14 protein-coding genes are annotated in these 16145 nt (G+C 64.1%); 9 read left to right on the top strand and 5 right to left on the bottom strand.

What is annotated here, in order from left to right:
• The first annotated feature begins 113 nt into the window (after positions 1-113).
• The 7 genes from NR187_RS02325 to NR187_RS02355 all read left to right on the top strand — a co-directional run bounded on the left by NR187_RS02325 (position 114) and on the right by NR187_RS02355 (position 8895).
• Positions 114-668 carry a cytochrome c family protein gene (locus tag NR187_RS02325; RefSeq protein WP_211382051.1) on the top strand — a complete coding sequence of 185 codons (555 nt, stop codon included), beginning with the start codon at positions 114-116 and terminating at the stop codon, positions 666-668.
• Between the two features lie 210 nt (positions 669-878).
• Positions 879-2768, top strand: coding sequence for an extracellular solute-binding protein (locus tag NR187_RS02330; protein ID WP_256805634.1), 1890 nt, complete (start codon positions 879-881; stop codon positions 2766-2768).
• Positions 2769-2782: 14 nt separating this feature from the next.
• The gene (locus NR187_RS02335; RefSeq protein WP_256805635.1) at positions 2783-4669 is read left to right on the top strand and encodes an extracellular solute-binding protein; all 1887 of its coding nucleotides are present in this window, start codon (positions 2783-2785) and stop codon (positions 4667-4669) included.
• Positions 4670-4671: 2 nt separating this feature from the next.
• A complete protein-coding gene (locus tag NR187_RS02340; protein ID WP_256805636.1) occupies positions 4672-5781 on the top strand; it encodes a microcin C ABC transporter permease YejB in 1110 nt (369 codons plus the stop codon).
• Complete coding sequence (locus tag NR187_RS02345; RefSeq protein WP_211382055.1) at positions 5781-6959, top strand: ABC transporter permease; 1179 nt, start codon at positions 5781-5783, stop codon at positions 6957-6959. Before NR187_RS02340 ends, NR187_RS02345 begins: the two co-directional genes overlap by 1 nt.
• A 4-nt stretch (positions 6960-6963) precedes the next feature.
• Entirely contained in the window at positions 6964-8601 is a 1638-nt protein-coding gene (locus tag NR187_RS02350) for an ABC transporter ATP-binding protein (protein WP_256805637.1), read from the top strand.
• Positions 8602-8697: 96 nt separating this feature from the next.
• Entirely contained in the window at positions 8698-8895 is a 198-nt protein-coding gene (locus NR187_RS02355) for a hypothetical protein (RefSeq protein WP_256805638.1), read from the top strand.
• Positions 8896-8970: 75 nt separating this feature from the next.
• Here NR187_RS02355 and NR187_RS02360 read toward each other — a convergent pair whose 3' ends face one another.
• Both NR187_RS02360 and NR187_RS02365 read right to left on the bottom strand, forming a co-directional pair.
• Positions 8971-9825: a C40 family peptidase gene (locus NR187_RS02360; protein WP_211382057.1), complete on the bottom strand. Its 855-nt coding sequence runs from the start codon at positions 9823-9825 to the stop codon at positions 8971-8973.
• Positions 9818-11191 (bottom strand): M17 family metallopeptidase, encoded by a 1374-nt coding sequence (locus NR187_RS02365; protein WP_256805639.1) that lies wholly within the window; start codon positions 11189-11191, stop codon positions 9818-9820. The genes NR187_RS02360 and NR187_RS02365 overlap by 8 nt, the downstream gene beginning before the upstream one ends.
• Before the next feature lie 201 nt (positions 11192-11392).
• Between NR187_RS02365 and NR187_RS02370 the strand changes: the two genes are divergently transcribed.
• Together NR187_RS02370 and NR187_RS02375 are read left to right on the top strand one after the other, a co-directional pair.
• Positions 11393-11596, top strand: a complete 204-nt coding sequence (locus tag NR187_RS02370) for a hypothetical protein (protein WP_211382059.1) — start codon at positions 11393-11395, stop codon at positions 11594-11596.
• 228 nt (positions 11597-11824) lie between these two features.
• Positions 11825-12637, top strand: a complete 813-nt coding sequence (locus NR187_RS02375; protein ID WP_211382060.1) for a tetratricopeptide repeat protein — start codon at positions 11825-11827, stop codon at positions 12635-12637.
• A gap of 63 nt (positions 12638-12700) precedes the next feature.
• Here NR187_RS02375 and NR187_RS02380 read toward each other — a convergent pair whose 3' ends face one another.
• The 3 genes from NR187_RS02380 to NR187_RS02390 are packed head-to-tail and all read right to left on the bottom strand — an operon-like array spanning position 12701 to position 16142.
• The gene (locus NR187_RS02380; RefSeq protein WP_211382061.1) at positions 12701-13675 is read right to left on the bottom strand and encodes a type II secretion system F family protein; all 975 of its coding nucleotides are present in this window, start codon (positions 13673-13675) and stop codon (positions 12701-12703) included.
• Positions 13676-13684: 9 nt separating this feature from the next.
• Positions 13685-14662: a type II secretion system F family protein gene (locus NR187_RS02385; RefSeq protein WP_211382062.1), complete on the bottom strand. Its 978-nt coding sequence runs from the start codon at positions 14660-14662 to the stop codon at positions 13685-13687.
• A gap of 16 nt (positions 14663-14678) precedes the next feature.
• Entirely contained in the window at positions 14679-16142 is a 1464-nt protein-coding gene (locus NR187_RS02390) for a CpaF family protein (protein WP_211382063.1), read from the bottom strand.
• Positions 16143-16145: the final 3 nt, after the last annotated feature.

Below are 16145 nucleotides of genomic sequence, written 5' to 3' on the forward strand. Positions count from 1 at the left end.
ATATCTCAATGGCAAAACTCGGGGAAACAATAAGGAATGTTTGATTCTCCCGAGGCTCGTCCTGGCGGCCGTTCGGCCGCTGTTCCTTCTTGCGGTGTGGGGCCTGGCCGGAAATGGACTCTTTCGAACTGAACAAGATTCTCGGTGCCGTGCTCGGCACCTGTCTGATTCTGCTGGTGACGAGCTTCACCGCGAGTGCGCTGTTCTCGCCCAAGATGCCGGAAAAGCCGGGCTTCGAGATCGCCGTGAAGGAAGACGCCGGCCACGGCAAGGAAGGCGGCGCTCCTGCCGCAGCCTCCGAGCCGATCGAGAAGCTGCTCCAGACCGCCTCGGTCGAAAAGGGCGCCTCCGCCGCCAAGAAGTGCGGCGCTTGCCATACATTCGAGAAGGGCGGCCCGAATCGCGTTGGTCCGAACCTCTTTGGCGTCGTCGGCGACCATGTCGGCGAGGGCCGTGGCGGCTTCAACTTCTCGGCCGCGATGAAGAGCAAGGGCGGCACCTGGGATTTCGATGCGCTCAACAAGTTCATCGCAAATCCCAAGGCGGCTGTCCCTGGCACTGCGATGGGCTTTGCCGGCATCCCGAAGGATAGCGAGCGTGCCGACGTGATCGCTTACCTGAACAGTCTCTCCGACAGCCCGAAGCCGCTGCCGACCGCGGCAAAGTAGGTTTCTCGGCATTGAGCTGGACTATGCGGCCAGGCTGAAAAGCCTGGCCGTTTTCATATCCGGGCCTCGCGGTGACGTTATCGGGGCGTTTGGCCGCATTGGATGGAGCGGCCGGGCTTCCAAGATGAGGAAAAAGCAACATATTCCGTCGAAACCTCGCCTATATTGGGACCTTAAAGGAGTAGCCTCCTTCAAGACAGGAATGTTGATTTGGCCATTACCCGACGCGATCTCCTGCTCACCGGCACTGCTGCCGCAGCGCTTCCCGCCCTCGGTGTTCCCGTTGTTGGATCGGCGCAGGCGCAGCCGGCGAGCGAACTCCCATGGCGCCACGCGCTGTCGCTATTCGGAAAGGTCAAGTACCCCGCCGACTTCAAGCGCTTCGACTACGTCAATCCGGAAGCGCCCAAAGGCGGCGTCGCGCGCCAGATCGCCGTCGGCACCTTCGACAATTTCAACATCGTCGTTTCGGGTGTGAAGGGGCAGGTCGCCGGTGCCGTGGCGTTCATCTACGAAACGCTTCTGACACCCTCGCTCGACGAAGTTTCGACCGAATATGGCGCGCTGGCCGAGGCCGTCAGCCACCCCGCTGATTTCTCCTTCGTCACCTATCGTTTGCGGCCGCAGGCCAAATGGCACGACGGCCAGCCGGTCACCCCGGACGACGTGATCTTCTCGCTCGATTCCTTTAAGAAGCACCACCCGATGTACTCGGCGTACTACAGCCATGTGGTGAAGGCCGAGAAGGTCGGCGAGCGCGAGGTGAAGTTCGTGTTCGATGCGCCGGGCAATCGCGAACTGCCGCAGATCGTCGGGCAGCTCACGGTCTTGCCGAAGCATTGGTGGGAGGGGACGGACGCGCAGGGCCGCAAGCGGGATGTCTCCGCCACCACGCTTGAAGTGCCGCTGGGTTCGGGTCCCTACAGGGTCAAGGAATTCGTTGCCGGACGGTCGATCGCGCTGGAGCGCGTCAAGGATTATTGGGGGCGCGACTTCGCCGCCAATGTGGGCCGCAACAATTTCGACGAGATGCGCTACGAGTATTTCCGCGATGCCACCGTCGCGATCGAGGCTTTCAAGGCCGATCAGGTGGACTGGCGCACCGAGAACAGCGCAAAGAACTGGGCGACGGCCTACGACTTCCCGGCCGTGAGCGAAAAGCGCGTGATCCTCGAGGAGTTCGCCAATCGCAGCTCGGGCGTCATGCAGGCTTTCGTGCCCAACCTGCGCCGCGCCAAGTTCAAGGATCCTCGCGTGCGTCGTGCGCTCAACTGTGCGTTCGACTTCGAGGAGATGAACAAGCAGATCTTCTACGGCCAGTACAAGCGCATCAGCAGTTATTTCGACGGCATCGACGAGCTCATGGCGACCGGCTTGCCGCAGGGCAAAGAGCTCGAGATCCTCGAGACCGTCCGCGCCGAGGTCCCGCCCGAAGTCTTCACGACGGCCTACACCAATCCGGTCGGCGGCAGTCCGGAAGCCGTGCGCGACAATCTGCGTGAGGCGCTGCGCCTGTTCAAGGAAGCCGGCTACGAGGTGCGCGACCGCAAGCTGGTCGATGTCAAGACCGGCGCTCAGTTCTCCCTGGAGTTGCTGAACTCGGATCCGAGCTTCGAGCGGATCACGCTGTTCTACAAGCCGTCGCTGGAACGGCTCGGCATCGCTGTCAGCGTGCGGACGGTCGACCCGACTCAATACGAGAACAGGACCCGCGAGTGGGATTTCGACATCGTCACCAATTCCTGGGGCGAGTCGCAGTCGCCGGGCAATGAGCAGCGCGAATTCTGGTCGTCGAAGTCGGCCGACATCCCGGGGTCGCGCAACATTGCCGGCATCAAGAATCCGGCGATCGACAAACTGGTCGAGCGAGTGATCTACGCCACGGGGCGCGACGATCTCGTCGCGGCAACCAAGGCGCTCGACCGCGTGTTGCTGTGGAACCACTACGTCGTGCCGCAATGGACCTATTCGAAGGTCCGCACCGCCCGCTGGGATCGTTTCGGTCGGCCGGCGGAGTTGCCCAAATACGGGCAGTCGGGCTTCCCGTTCATCTGGTGGTACGACGCAGACAAGGCGGCGCGGATCGCAAAGAAGTCGTGAAGGACATCCCCCGCATGACGCAGATGTCACGCCGCCATGTGCTAGCCTTCGGTGTCGGCGGTGCCCTCGGTGCGTCCCTTGGAGCGCCGCTGTTGCGCGGCGCGGCGGCGTCGGAAGCGGGGACCGAGGCGCACGGCATCTCGGCGTTCGGCGATCTCAAGTACCCGGCTGACTTCCGCCATTTCGACTATGTCAATCTCGACGCGCCGAAGGGGGGCACGTTCTCGCTGATTCCTTCCGTGCGCGCGTATAATCAGTCCTATCAGACCTTCAACTCGCTCAACGCCTTCATCCTGAAAGGGGATGGCGCGCAAGGCATGGACATGACGTTTGCGCCGCTGATGCTGCGCGCGAATGACGAGCCGGACGCGATGTACGGGCTTGCCGCCAGATCCGTGCGGATATCGCCGGACAGGCTGGTCTATCGCTTCACGATGCGGCCCGAGGCGAAATTCCACGACGGCGCCAAGCTCACTGCGCACGATGCTGCGTTTTCGCTGACCGCACTGAAGACCAAGGGCCATCCGCTGATCATCGTGCAGCTGCGCGACATGGTCAGCGCGGAAGCGATCGACGATGCGACGCTTGTCGTGACCTTCGCCAAGGGGCGAGCACGTGACGTTCCGCTCTATGTGGCGAGCCTGCCGATCTTCTCGAAAGCGTATTATGCGTCCCGGCCGTTCGACGAAACGTCTCTGGAGATCCCGCTGGGCTCGGGTCCGTACAAGGTCGGCAAGTTCGAGGTCAATCGCTACATCGAGTTCGAGCGGGTGAAGGACTGGTGGGCCGCCGATCTGCCGCCCTGTCGCGGTAGCTATAATTTCGACGTCGTGCGCTACGAATTCTATCGCGACCGCGATGTCGCCTTCGAGGGGTTCACCGGCAAGAATTATCTCTACCGCGAGGAGTTCACCTCCCGCATCTGGGCGACGCGCTATGACTTCCCCGCCGCGAAGGATGGTCGCGTCAAGATGGAGGTCGTGCCCGACGACACGCCGTCCGGTGCGCAAGGCTGGTTCATCAACACGCGGCGTGACAAATTCAGGGATCCTCGCGTACGCGAGGCCCTGATCGATGCCTTCGACTTCGAGTGGACCAACAAGACCATCATGTACGGTGCCTATGCCCGTACGGTGTCGCCGTTCCAGAATTCGGACCTCATGGCGAGCGACGGGCCGCCGTCACCGGAGGAGCTCAAGCTGCTGGAGCCTTTTCGCGGCCAGGTTCCCGACGAGGTGTTTGCCGCACCGTTCACGCCGCCGGTTTCGGACGGCTCCGGGCAGGACCGCAGCCTGCTGCGCAAGGCGCAGCAATTGCTGAGCGAGGCCGGCCTGCCGATCAAGGACGGCAAGAGGGTGCTGCCGAACGGCGAGATCTTCAGGATCGAATTCCTGTTGGACGAGGCTTCGTTCCAGCCGCACCATGCGCCCTACATCAAGAATCTTGCGACGCTCGGGATCGAAGCGAGCGTGCGCCTGGTCGATGCCGTGCAACACAAGGCGCGCCAGGAAGATTTCGACTTCGACATGACGATCCAGCGCTTCAGCATGTCGGCGACTCCGGGCGATGCCATGCGCGCGTTCTTTTCTTCGCAGGTCGCCGCAACCAAGGGCTCGTACAATCTCGCTGGCGTCGCCAGCCCTGCCATCGATGCCATGATCGAGAAGATCATGGCGGCCGACAACCGCGAGGAATTGACCGTCGCCTGCCGTGCCTTCGACCGACTGTTTCGCGCCGGCCGTTATTGGGTGCCGCAATGGTATAACAAGACGCACCGGCTGGCTTATTGGGATCAGTTCGGTCATCCGCAGAAGCTGCCGCGCTATGCCAATGGCGTCGGCGCCCCCGATATCTGGTGGTCCGACCCCGCCAAGGTCGCCAAGCTCGAGCAGGCAAAATAGCCATGAGCGCCTATATCGCCCGCCGCATTCTCCTGATGATCCCGACCTTGCTCGGGATCCTCTTCGTCTCCTTTGTCGTTGTGCAGTTCGCGCCGGGCGGCCCGGTCGAGCGCGTGATCGCGCAACTCTCCGGTGCCGACACCGGCGGCAGCTCGCGCATTTCGGGCGGCAGCGACTTTGCGCAGCGCGCCCCGGGGCAGTTAGGGGCCGGCGGCGATGCCATCAACTCGAAATATCGCGGTGCGCAGGGACTTGACCCCGATTTCATCAAGAAGCTGGAGGTGCAGTTCGGCTTCGACAAGCCGGCACCGGAGCGCTTCGCGCTGATGGTATGGAATTTCGCCCGCTTCGACTTCGGCAAGAGCTATTTTCGCGACGTCAGCGTGCTCCAGCTCGTCAAGGAAAAGTTGCCGGTCTCGATCTCGCTCGGCATCTGGCTGACGCTGCTGACCTATCTGATCTCGATTCCGCTCGGCATCCGCAAGGCGGTCAGGGACGGCACGCGCTTCGACACCTGGACATCGAGCGTGCTCGTGCTCGGCTATGCCATACCCGGCTTCCTGTTCGCGATCCTCCTGATCATCCTGTTTGCCGGAGGCTCGTTCTTCAACTGGTTTCCGCTGCGCGGACTGACCTCCGACGGCTGGTCGCAGTTTCCCTGGTACTGGAAGATCGTCGATTACTTCTGGCATTTGGCGCTGCCGCTGATCGCCATGGGGCTCGGTGCGTTCACCACCATGACGTTCCTGACCAAGAACTCGTTCCTGGACGAAATCCGCAAGCAATACGTCATGACGGCGCGCGCGAAGGGCTGCAGCGAGAACCGGGTGCTCTATGGCCACGTCTTCCGCAACGCGATGCTGATCGTCATCGCGGGCTTTCCCAGCACCTTCATTCACGCCTTCTTCTCGGGCTCGCTTCTGATCGAGACGATCTTCTCGCTGGACGGACTGGGGCTGCTCAGCTTCGAGAGCGTACTCAACCGCGACTACCCCGTGGTGTTCGGCACGCTCTTCATCTTTTCGCTCGTCGGCCTCGTGGTCAACCTCATCTCTGACCTGACCTACATGTGGATCGATCCGCGGATCGATTTCGAGGCACGGGAGGTCTGATGACGCTGACCGCCCCTACCCCGATCGAAACCACCGCGAAGTCGCCGCTCGGCGATGCGGTGCCGATCACGCGCAAGCCGTTCGTGCCGTCGCCGCTCAACAGGCGGCGCTGGCAGAACTTCAAGGCGAACCGGCGCGGCTTCTGGTCGCTCTGGATCTTCATGATCCTGTTCGTGGTGTCGCTGTTCGCCGAGCTGATCGCAAACGATCGGCCATTTCTGGTGAAGTATGACGGTCATCTCTACTGGCCGGCCTTCGTCACCTATTCGGAGACGACTTTCGGCGGCGATTTCGAAACCGCGGCCGACTACCGCGATCCCTATCTACAGAAGCTGATCAAGGACAAGGGCGGCAGCATCGTCTGGCCGCTGATCCGCTACTCCTACGACACCCACAACCTCGATCTGCCCACGCCGGCCCCCTCGGCGCCGACCTGGATGCTGACGGAAGCGCAGTGCAAGCCGGTCGTCGAGAAGAAGGGCCTGAAGAGCTGTCGCGACCTCGAATACAACTGGCTCGGGACCGACGACCAGGGCCGCGACGTGGTGGCGCGGCTGATCTACGGTTTCCGCATTTCGGTGCTGTTCGGCCTCTGCCTGACCATTGTCTCCTCCGTCGTCGGCATCGCAGCCGGCGCGGTGCAGGGCTATTTCGGCGGCTGGATCGACCTGCTGTTCCAGCGTTTCATCGAGATCTGGACCGCGATCCCTTCGCTCTATCTGCTGCTGATTCTGTCGTCAGTGCTCGTGCCGGGCTTCTTCGTGCTGCTCGGTATCCTGCTGTTGTTTTCCTGGGTATCGCTGGTCGGACTCGTGCGCGCGGAATTCCTGCGCGGGCGCAATTTCGAGTACATCCAGGCGGCGCGGGCACTCGGGGTTTCCAACGCCGTGATCATGTTCAAGCATCTGCTGCCGAACGCGATGGTCGCGACCATGACGTTCCTGCCGTTCATCGTCTCCTCGTCGGTCATGACGCTCACGGCCCTCGATTTCCTCGGCTTCGGATTGCCACCCGGCTCGCCGTCGCTCGGCGAGCTGCTGTCGCAGGGCAAGTCGAACGTGCAGGCGCCTTGGCTGGGTTTCTCCGGCTTTTTCTCGGTCGCGATCATGCTGTCGCTTTTGATCTTCATCGGCGAAGCCGTGCGCGACGCCTTCGATCCGCGCAAGACCTTCAGGTAAGTCGATGGACGCGATCAACCAGCCCCTGCTTGCCGTGCGCGACCTCTCGGTAGCCTTCCACCAGGGCGGCGCCACCACGCTCGCGGTCGACAAGGTTTCGTTCCAGATCAGGCGCGGCGAGTGCGTGGCGCTGGTCGGCGAATCCGGTTCCGGCAAGTCGGTCAGCGCGCTTTCGATCCTGAAACTGCTGCCCTATCCCAACGCGTCGCATCCCTCGGGCAGCATCCGCTTCAAGGGACGCGAGCTGATCGATCAGTCCGAGCGAGAGATGCGGGAGATTCGCGGCAGCGACATCTCCATCATCTTCCAGGAACCGATGACCTCGCTCAATCCGCTGCACACGATCGAGGCGCAGATCGGCGAGATCATCCAGCTGCACAATCCGACCAGCAATGCGCAGGCGCGCAAGCGGACGCTGGAACTGCTGACGCAGGTCGGCATTCCCGAGCCCGAGACGCGGCTGAGCAGCTATCCGCACCAGCTTTCCGGCGGCCAGCGCCAGCGCGTGATGATCGCGATGGCGCTCGCCAACGAGCCGGACCTGCTGATCGCGGACGAGCCGACCACCGCGCTCGACGTCACCGTGCAGGCGCAGATCCTGGCGCTACTCGCCGATATACGCGCGCGGCTCGGCATGAGCCTGCTCTTCATCACCCACGATCTCGGCATCGTGCGCCGCATCGCCGACCAGGTCTGCGTCATGAAGGGCGGCGAGATCGTCGAGCAGGGACCGGTCGAGCAGGTCTTCAAGACCCCGAAACACCCTTATACGCGCGACCTGCTCGCGGCGGAGCCGAAGCCGGATCCGGCGCCGCCGCAGCCGGACGCGCCCGTGGTGATGTCAGCCGACGATCTGAAGGTATGGTTTCCGATCAAGCGCGGCCTGATGCGCAAGACGGTCGGCCACATCAAGGCGGTCGACGGCGTCAGCCTCGCCGTGCGCAAGGGCGAGACGCTCGGTGTCGTCGGCGAATCCGGCTCGGGCAAGACGACGCTGGGGCTCGCACTGCTGCGGCTGATCTCCTCGAACGGACGCATCGTGTTTCTGGGCAAGGACATCCAGGGCCTTCGCTTCAAGGAGATGCGGCCCTTCCGGCGCGACATGCAGATCGTGTTCCAGGACCCGTTCGGCTCGCTCAGCCCGCGCATGTCGATCGCGGACATCATCGCCGAAGGTCTTTCCGTGCACCAGCCAAAGCTGTCGCGCGAGGAGCGCGAGACGCGCGTCGTCAAGGCGCTCGAGGATGTCGGGATGAAGCCGGACACCCGCTACCGCTATCCGCACGAGTTCTCGGGCGGGCAGCGCCAGCGCATCAGCATCGCGCGGGCCGTGGTGCTGGAGCCGGATTTCGTCGTGCTGGACGAGCCGACCAGCGCGCTCGACATGTTGTTCCAGGCGCAGATGGTTGACTTGTTGCGCGAGCTCCAGCGCAAGCGCGAGCTCACCTACATGTTCATCTCGCACGATCTGCGCGTCGTTGCCTCGCTTGCGAGCCATCTCATCGTGATGCGCGGCGGCAAGGTGGTCGAGGAAGGCCAGGCGGCCGAGCTGTTCAAGAACCCGAAGACCGATTACACGCGCGCGCTGTTCGCGGCGGCGTTCCGGCTGGAGACTGCTGGGAACGGGTCGGTCGCAACCTGATCCTGCGTGATCGCAATCACGGCGGCTGAGCGATCGCTGCGACATCCTGTGCGCATGGTCGTGAGACGGTCTCGCGGCAGCGACAGGAGTGCAGAGATGACATCCAGTGCAATCGACGCGCAAGCGACGTGTGAGCTATCCGCAGGCGAGCTCGAGCAGGTTGCCGGTGGCGGCGTATGGACGACAGGCCCCGGCCGGAACTACGAACCGCCCCCGCCGCTGCGCGTCGAGAATGCACCCCAAATGGGTGGTGGCGGCAATAAGCTGAACCTGCCGCACTTGCACGCATTCTAGTCTAGGAGGCATACGGTGAGATGGATGGAGCGGACGATGGACTTCGTTGCGCTTTACCCATCCTGCGGCATGACTCTACAGCCGCTTGATCGCGATGATTTCGCTGCCTGCCTGCTTGATTCGCGCGATCGCCGGTCCGATCGGCTCGATCGCAGTGGCCATGTGATGCGCGTTGGCGTGAACGATGGTGCTGCCATCGCGGACGATGGCGACATGGCCTTTCCAGAAGATCAGGTCGCCGCGTTGCAGCTTGCTGCGCTCATGCGGTTCCAGCGCGCGGCCGAGACCAGCGTGTTGCATGTCGCTGTCGCGCGGGCAGCCGATGCCCGCCGATGTCAGCGAGACCTGGACCAGACCTGAGCAATCGATACCGAAACTGCTCTTGCCGCCCCAGAGATAGGGGGTGCCGACAAAGCGCTCGGCGACTGCGACGAAATCCGGCTCGCGATGATCGAGCGGGGCGAGATGGGTCTTCGGCAGATATGCCCCGTCGCGCGTGACGGCGAAACTGCCGTCCTCGCGCGCGACCGCGATCTTCGATCCCAGCAGCAGCGTGCCGGCCGGTGGCAGCTTGATCGAGGGGCCGGGGAAGGCGAACGTCCGCAGCGCGCTGACCACGTGGGTCGGAGCGGCCGAGGGCTTCATGAGCGCCGCGTCCGGCAGCCAGCCGACATAGCCGTCATCGGAAAGCTGCCCCCAGGCCCAGCCTTCGCCGTTGCGATCGTAGACCGTGACCCGCTCGCCGCGTAGCGCCTCAGTCATCAGCATCGCGTTCGACGACGGCTGTTCGCGCATGGGCGCGATCGCCTCGACTATCTCGAACTCCTCGCCCGTGACGAAGCGATCGGCCGGCACCTTGCCTTCGAGATATTTCGCGGCGATGTCACCCCGCGCCGGTGTCAGCCTAGGATCGTTTCGTGGATCATGCATAGCGCTCGCTCAGCAATGTGTAGATAGCGCGCGCGGCCTGGCACTCGCCGCCCTCGGGACGCGCCGGCTTTGCCGATGGCGTCCAGCCATAAATATCCACGTGAAGCCAACTCTTGGCCTGCTCGACGAAGCGCTGCAGGAACAGCGCGCAAACGATCGAGCCGGCGAAGCCGCCCGAGGGCGCGTTGGTGATGGTGGCGGTCTTGGAGTCCAGCCACGCATCGTAAGCCGGCCACAGCGGCATGCGCCACAACGGATCGTTCTCCTTCGCCGCGCAGCGCGCGACGTCGGCGGCAAGCGTCTCATCATTGGTGTAAAAGGGCGGTAAATCAGGCCCTAGCGCGACGCGTGCGGCGCCGGTCAACGTGCCGAGATCGATCAGCAGGTCGGGGCTTTCCTCGTCGGCCAGTGCCAGCGCGTCGGCGAGCACCAGGCGCCCTTCCGCGTCGGTATTGCCGATCTCGACCGTGATGCCCTTGCGCGAGGTGAAGATGTCGAGCGGGCGGAAGGCATTGCCGGCAACCGCGTTCTCGACCGCCGGGATCAGCACGCGCAGCCGCAGCTTCAGCTTCGCATCCATCACCATCCGCGCCAGCGCCAGCACGTTGGCGGCGCCGCCCATGTCCTTCTTCATGATCAGCATGCCGCTCGACGGCTTCAGGTCGAGGCCGCCGGTATCGAAGCAGACGCCCTTGCCGACCAGCGTCACCCTGGGATGAGCCGGATCGCCCCAGCCGATGTCGATCAGCCGCGGCGCGCGGTCCGAGGCCATGCCGACGGCATGGATCAGCGGAAAATTCGCTTTCAAATCCTCGCCGATGGTGCAGGCGAAGCTTGCGCCGAATTCGGCGGCGAGATCCTGCGCGGCTGCGGCCAGCTCCTCCGGCCCCATGTCGTTGGCCGGCGTGTTGATGAGGTCGCGCGCCAGCATCGCGGCATCCGCCATGCGGTCGATCTCGGCCGCGTCGACGCCGTCGGGCGACACCAGGCGGACCTCGGGGCGATCCGCCTTGCGGTAGCGGGCGAACCGGTAGCTGCCGAGCGCGAAGGCGAGTGCGGCGAGCCGTGCATCGTGCGGTGCATTGGCGAAGCGATAGATGCCCGGCGGCAGCAGTCCGGGCAGGGCGCCCGGCCGGAACAGGTCGCGCGATCTTGCGGCCGCGTCCTCGATGCCGAACAGCACTTGCGCGATCGCGCCGTCGGGCGCGGGCAGGGCGAGATAGCCGCCCGGCTTGGCGGCAAAGGCGTTTGCTGCGGCGAACTGACGCTGCGCCGGCGGCAGCGTCTCGGCGACCTGATCCCAGCTCGACTTGGTGACGAAGGTGATCGGGGTGGCGGTGGACGACGTCTCGAAGACAGAAGGCATTGGCGGGTCCGGATCGTCAGATCAAACGGGTCATGCGAACGGACGAGACTTCGCAGAGTTTCGCGGCGGCCGCAATCGGCTTTGCTATCACCGCCCGGTGAGCCGCTACTCGCAGCAAGGGTGCCATGCTAGGTTCCGGCAACGGCCACAAGGCGCCAGATCGCCGGCGGCCGACGACGAAGCCGCCGGGGAGGGAATGCAATGGAATCTGTGTGGAGCATGGTCACATTCATCGGCCAGGCCGTCGAGGCGATTTTCGGCTATGTCGAGCACCATCATTGGATCTTCGCATTCCTTGCCGGTGGCTACGTCCTCTACCTCCACGACCGTTCCGTTCATGCGCGCTTCGATGCGCTCGACAAGCGCATCGACGAAATCCGCAAGCGGCTCGCCATCGAATATTGACTGGGCGAGAGCATCATCGGGCAGGCCAGTATCCATGTTGGGAACTGCCGTTCACGTGAGCGCGGCCACGGGACAATGTGCTCGGCCTCGATCCGGGGCTCCGCGGCGAGTCGCCGCCGCGCACGCCGCCATGACAGGCGCGGCCATCCGGCGTTAACCGGCCGTTAGGGTTAACAGTCTATTGCTGGCGCGTTCGGCTCGATCAATCGGCTCGAGAGTCAAAGCGTCATGCGTCAACGGTTCAGTCTTGCACGGCTTCTTGCGTCCACCTCGCTGGTCGCGGCGGTGGCCATGGGCCTCGGCGGCTGCACGGCGATGTCAAAACTGTCCGACGTCACGGGCTCGATCGGGCCGCATGCGGAGGCCGCTCCCGCCGATCCCGCACGCGCCGTCGACGTCTATGGCGAGCGCTACCGTGCCAATCCCAAGGACGCCGACGCGGCCCTCGCTTATGGCCAGGCCTTGCGCGCCAACGGTCAGCGCGCCCAGGCTGCCGCCGTGCTCGAGCAGGCGACCATTGCCAATCCCGGCAACAAGGCGCTGCTCGCCATGTACGGCCGTGCGCTCGCCGACAACGGCAATTTCCAACAGGCCTTCGACGTGTTGTCGAAGGCGCATTCGCCCGACAACCCGGATTGGCGCCTGCTCTCGGTGCAAGGGACCGCGCTCGATCAGATGGGCCGTCATGATGAAGCGCGTTCGTATTATGCGAGTGCGCTGAAGATCGCGCCCGGCGATCCCGGCGTGCTCTCCAATCTCGGCCTGTCCTATATGTTGTCGAGAGATCTGCCGAAGGCAGAAGACGCGCTTCGGCAGGCCTACGCCTCGCCGCGCGCAAACGCGCGGGTGCGTCAGAATCTCGGTCTGGTGGTCGGTCTCCAGGGCCGATTCGCCGAAGCCGAGACCATCGTGAAGGCGGACCTGCCGCCCGACCAGGCCGCGGCCAATGTGGCCTATCTCAAGGAAATGCTGACCCGCAGCGACGCCCCGCGTGGCGGGCCGAAGCGGACTCCGGTCGCCTCGCTCCGCCAGCCCGACTGATCACACCTGACCGTCTCGATCGTGGAGCCGCCGGCGCGAGCCGCGCGCGGCCCACGTTCTATGTCATTGCATCTCGGAGATCTTGATGCCGGTCGGTCCGAGAATGACGACGAACAGCACGGGCAGGAAGAACAGGATCATCGGCACCGTCAGCTTCGGCGGCAGGGCTGCAGCCTTCTTCTCGGCCTCGTTCATGCGCATGTCGCGATTTTCCTGCGCCATGACGCGCAGGGAATGCCCGAGCGGGGTGCCGTAACGCTCCGCCTGCTGGAGCGCGAGACAGACCGACTTGACGCCCTCGAGCCCGGTGCGCCGTGCCAGGTTCTCATAGGCGACCTTGCGATCCTGCAGATAGGACAATTCGGCCGTGGTCAGGGTGAACTCTTCCGACAGCGCGATCGACTGGCCCACGATTTCGGTTGCGACCTTCCGGAACGCCATCTCGACCGACATGCCGGATTCGATGCAGATCAGGAGAAGGTCGAGTGCATCGGGGAAGGCGCGCTTGATCGAGAGCTGTCGCTTGGAGATCGCGTTCCTGAGGAACAGCATCGGCGCCTGAAGGCCGAGATAGGCCGCGCCGACGCAGATGCCGATCTTGATCGGTATCGACTGCTGCATATGCGCAATCAGGAACACGTAGACGACGGACCCGACGAACAGCACCATCGGGGCGACCATGCGGGCAAACAGGAAGGTGACGTAAGGCGCCTGGCCGCGATAACCCGCCATGATGAGCTTGTCCCGCGCGGCTTCCTGCGCGAGCCATTTGGTGAGGTTGAAGTCCTCGACGACCTTCGAGACGAGTTGCTTCGGCGTCTGGCGCAGCGAGACCTTTTCGCTCTTGTGGAGGCGTTCGCGCTCGCGCTGCCGGATGCGCTCACGCTCGCTCGCCACGGCCTTCATGCGCTTGGAGAGGCCCTCGCCGGCGAATAGCGGCATCACCAGCGTGTAGACGGTGGCGCTGGCGGCGATGGCCGCCAGCAGCATGGTCATGAAGCGGACGTCATGTAGCTTCGAAACGAGAAACTCAACCATACTGCACCGTCAGAAATCGAAGTTGATCATCTTCTTCATCACCATGATGCCGATACCCATCCAGACGACACAGCAGACCAGCATGAGCTGGCCGGTAGGATGGGTCCACAGCATCGAGATGTAATGTGGCGTCGTGAGATAGACGAGGAACATCACGATCGGCGGCAGCGAACCGATGATGCCGGCCGAGGCCTTGGCTTCCATCGACATCGCCTGGATCTTTTCCTTCATCTTCTTGCGGTCGCGCAGCACCTTGGAGAGGTTGCCGAGCGCTTCGGAGAGATTGCCGCCTGATTTCTGCTGGATCGAGATGACGATGCCGAAGAAATTGGCCTCCGGCAGCGGCATGCGATCGTAGAGGCGCGAGCAGGCCTCGCCGAGCGGCATGCCGATCGCCTGCGTCTCGATGATCTGGAGGAACTCGCCGCGCAGCGGCTCCGGCGCGTCGGCGGCGACGACCTTGATCGATTCGAACAGCGGCAGGCCTGCCTTGATGCCGCGGACGATCACGTCGACCGCGTCGGGCAGCGCCTTCAGGAATTTGGCTTCGCGACGCTTCTTCAGGAAGCCAAGCGCCCAGCGCGGCAGGCCGAAGCCGCCGGCAAAGGCGAGGCCGGCGGCGCCGAGCAGGCCGCCGCCGACGAACATGGCGACTGCGAACAGCGCGCCCGCCACGACGGCGGACACGATCCAGAATTTCTGCGGCGTCCAGTCGAGCCCTGCCTGCGACAGCCGGACGTTGAGCGGAACGCTCTTCTCCTGCTGGCGCCGTGCCTCGAGGTCCTTGAGCGAGCTCTCGACCTGCTCGCGGCGCGAACGCTGGCTCTTCTCGCTCTGCTTGGCAGCGGGTGCGTCGGCGCGCGCGATCGAGGCGCGGCGACCTTCCGCCTTTCGCTCTCCGGACAGGAGCGGATAGAGGAACACCCAGGCGATGCCGCCGACGGCGGCGGTGGCGAGGAAGGCGAGGGCGAGGACCTGCATGTTCATGGCTGTGCTGACCTGCTCACGTCGTCGGCGCGACTTCCGCGGCGTCGAGCGCAGCGGCAAGGCGTTTCTCGTCGCCGTAATAGCGGGCGCGCTCCCAGAACTTCGGACGGCCGATGCCGGTCGAGCGGTGCCGGCCGATGATCTTGCCGTTGGCGTCCTCGCCGACCATGTCGTAGAGGAAGATGTCCTGCGTGATGATGGTGTCGCCTTCCATGCCCATCACCTCGGTGATGTGGGTGATGCGGCGCGAGCCGTCGCGCAGACGCGCCGCCTGGACGATGACGTCGATCGAGGCGCAGATCATCTCGCGAATTGTTCGCGACGGAAGCGAGAAGCCGCCCATCGTGATCATGGATTCGCAGCGCGACAGCGCCTCGCGCGGATTGTTGGCGTGCAGCGTGCCCATCGAGCCGTCATGGCCCGTGTTCATGGCCTGGAGCAGGTCGAACGCTTCGGGTCCGCGGACCTCGCCGACGATGATGCGTTCGGGGCGCATACGCAGGCAGTTGCGCACGAGCTCGCGCATGGTGACCTGACCCTCGCCCTCGATGTTGGGCGGCCGGGTTTCCAGCCGGACCACATGCGGCTGCTGAAGCTGGAGTTCGGCGGCGTCTTCGCAGGTGATGACGCGCTCGTCGTGCTCGATGTAGTTGGTCAGGCAGTTGAGCAGCGTGGTCTTGCCCGAGCCCGTGCCGCCGGAGATCAGCACGTTGCAGCGGACGCGGCCGATGATCTGGAGGATCTCGGCGCCTTCCGGCGAGATCGCGCCGAACTTGACGAGCTGATCGAGCGTCAGCTTGTCCTTCTTGAATTTGCGGATGGTGAGCGTGGGGCCGTCGATCGACAGCGGCGGCACGATGGCGTTGACGCGGGAGCCGTCAGCAAGGCGCGCGTCGCAGATCGGCGAGGATTCGTCGACGCGCCGGCCGACCTGGCTGACGATGCGCTGGCAGATGTTGAGGAGCTGCTGGTTGTCGCGGAAGCGGATACCGGTGCGCTGGATCTTGCCGGCGACCTCGATGTAGACGGTGTTGGCGCCGTTGACCATGATGTCGGCGATGTCGTCGCGTGACAACAGCGGCTCCAGCGGACCGTAGCCGAGGACGTCATTGCAGATGTCGTCGAGCAGCTCTTCCTGCTCGGCGATCGACATCACGATGTTCTTGATCGCGATGATCTCGTTGACGATGTCGCGGATTTCCTCGCGCGCGGATTCCGAATCGAGCTTGGCGAGCTGGGCAAGGTCGATGGCTTCGATCAGCGCGCCGAAGATGGTCGCCTTGACCTCGTAATAATTGTCCGAGCGGCGGGCATCCATGGTCGGCGCGGGCTTCGCCGGGGCAAGCGGCGGCGAGGCGACGGCCGGGGGCGGCGGCGCGCGCGACACCGCGGGCGCCGGAGCCTGGATAGGCTCTGGCGCCACGGCGCCGGGCTTCGGGGCCCGAGAGTCGGTGTCTGTTCCGCTACGCTTACCGAACACTTA

The organism is Bradyrhizobium sp. Bra64 (assembly GCF_024519875.1).
Lineage (GTDB): Bacteria > Pseudomonadota > Alphaproteobacteria > Rhizobiales > Xanthobacteraceae > Bradyrhizobium > Bradyrhizobium japonicum_G.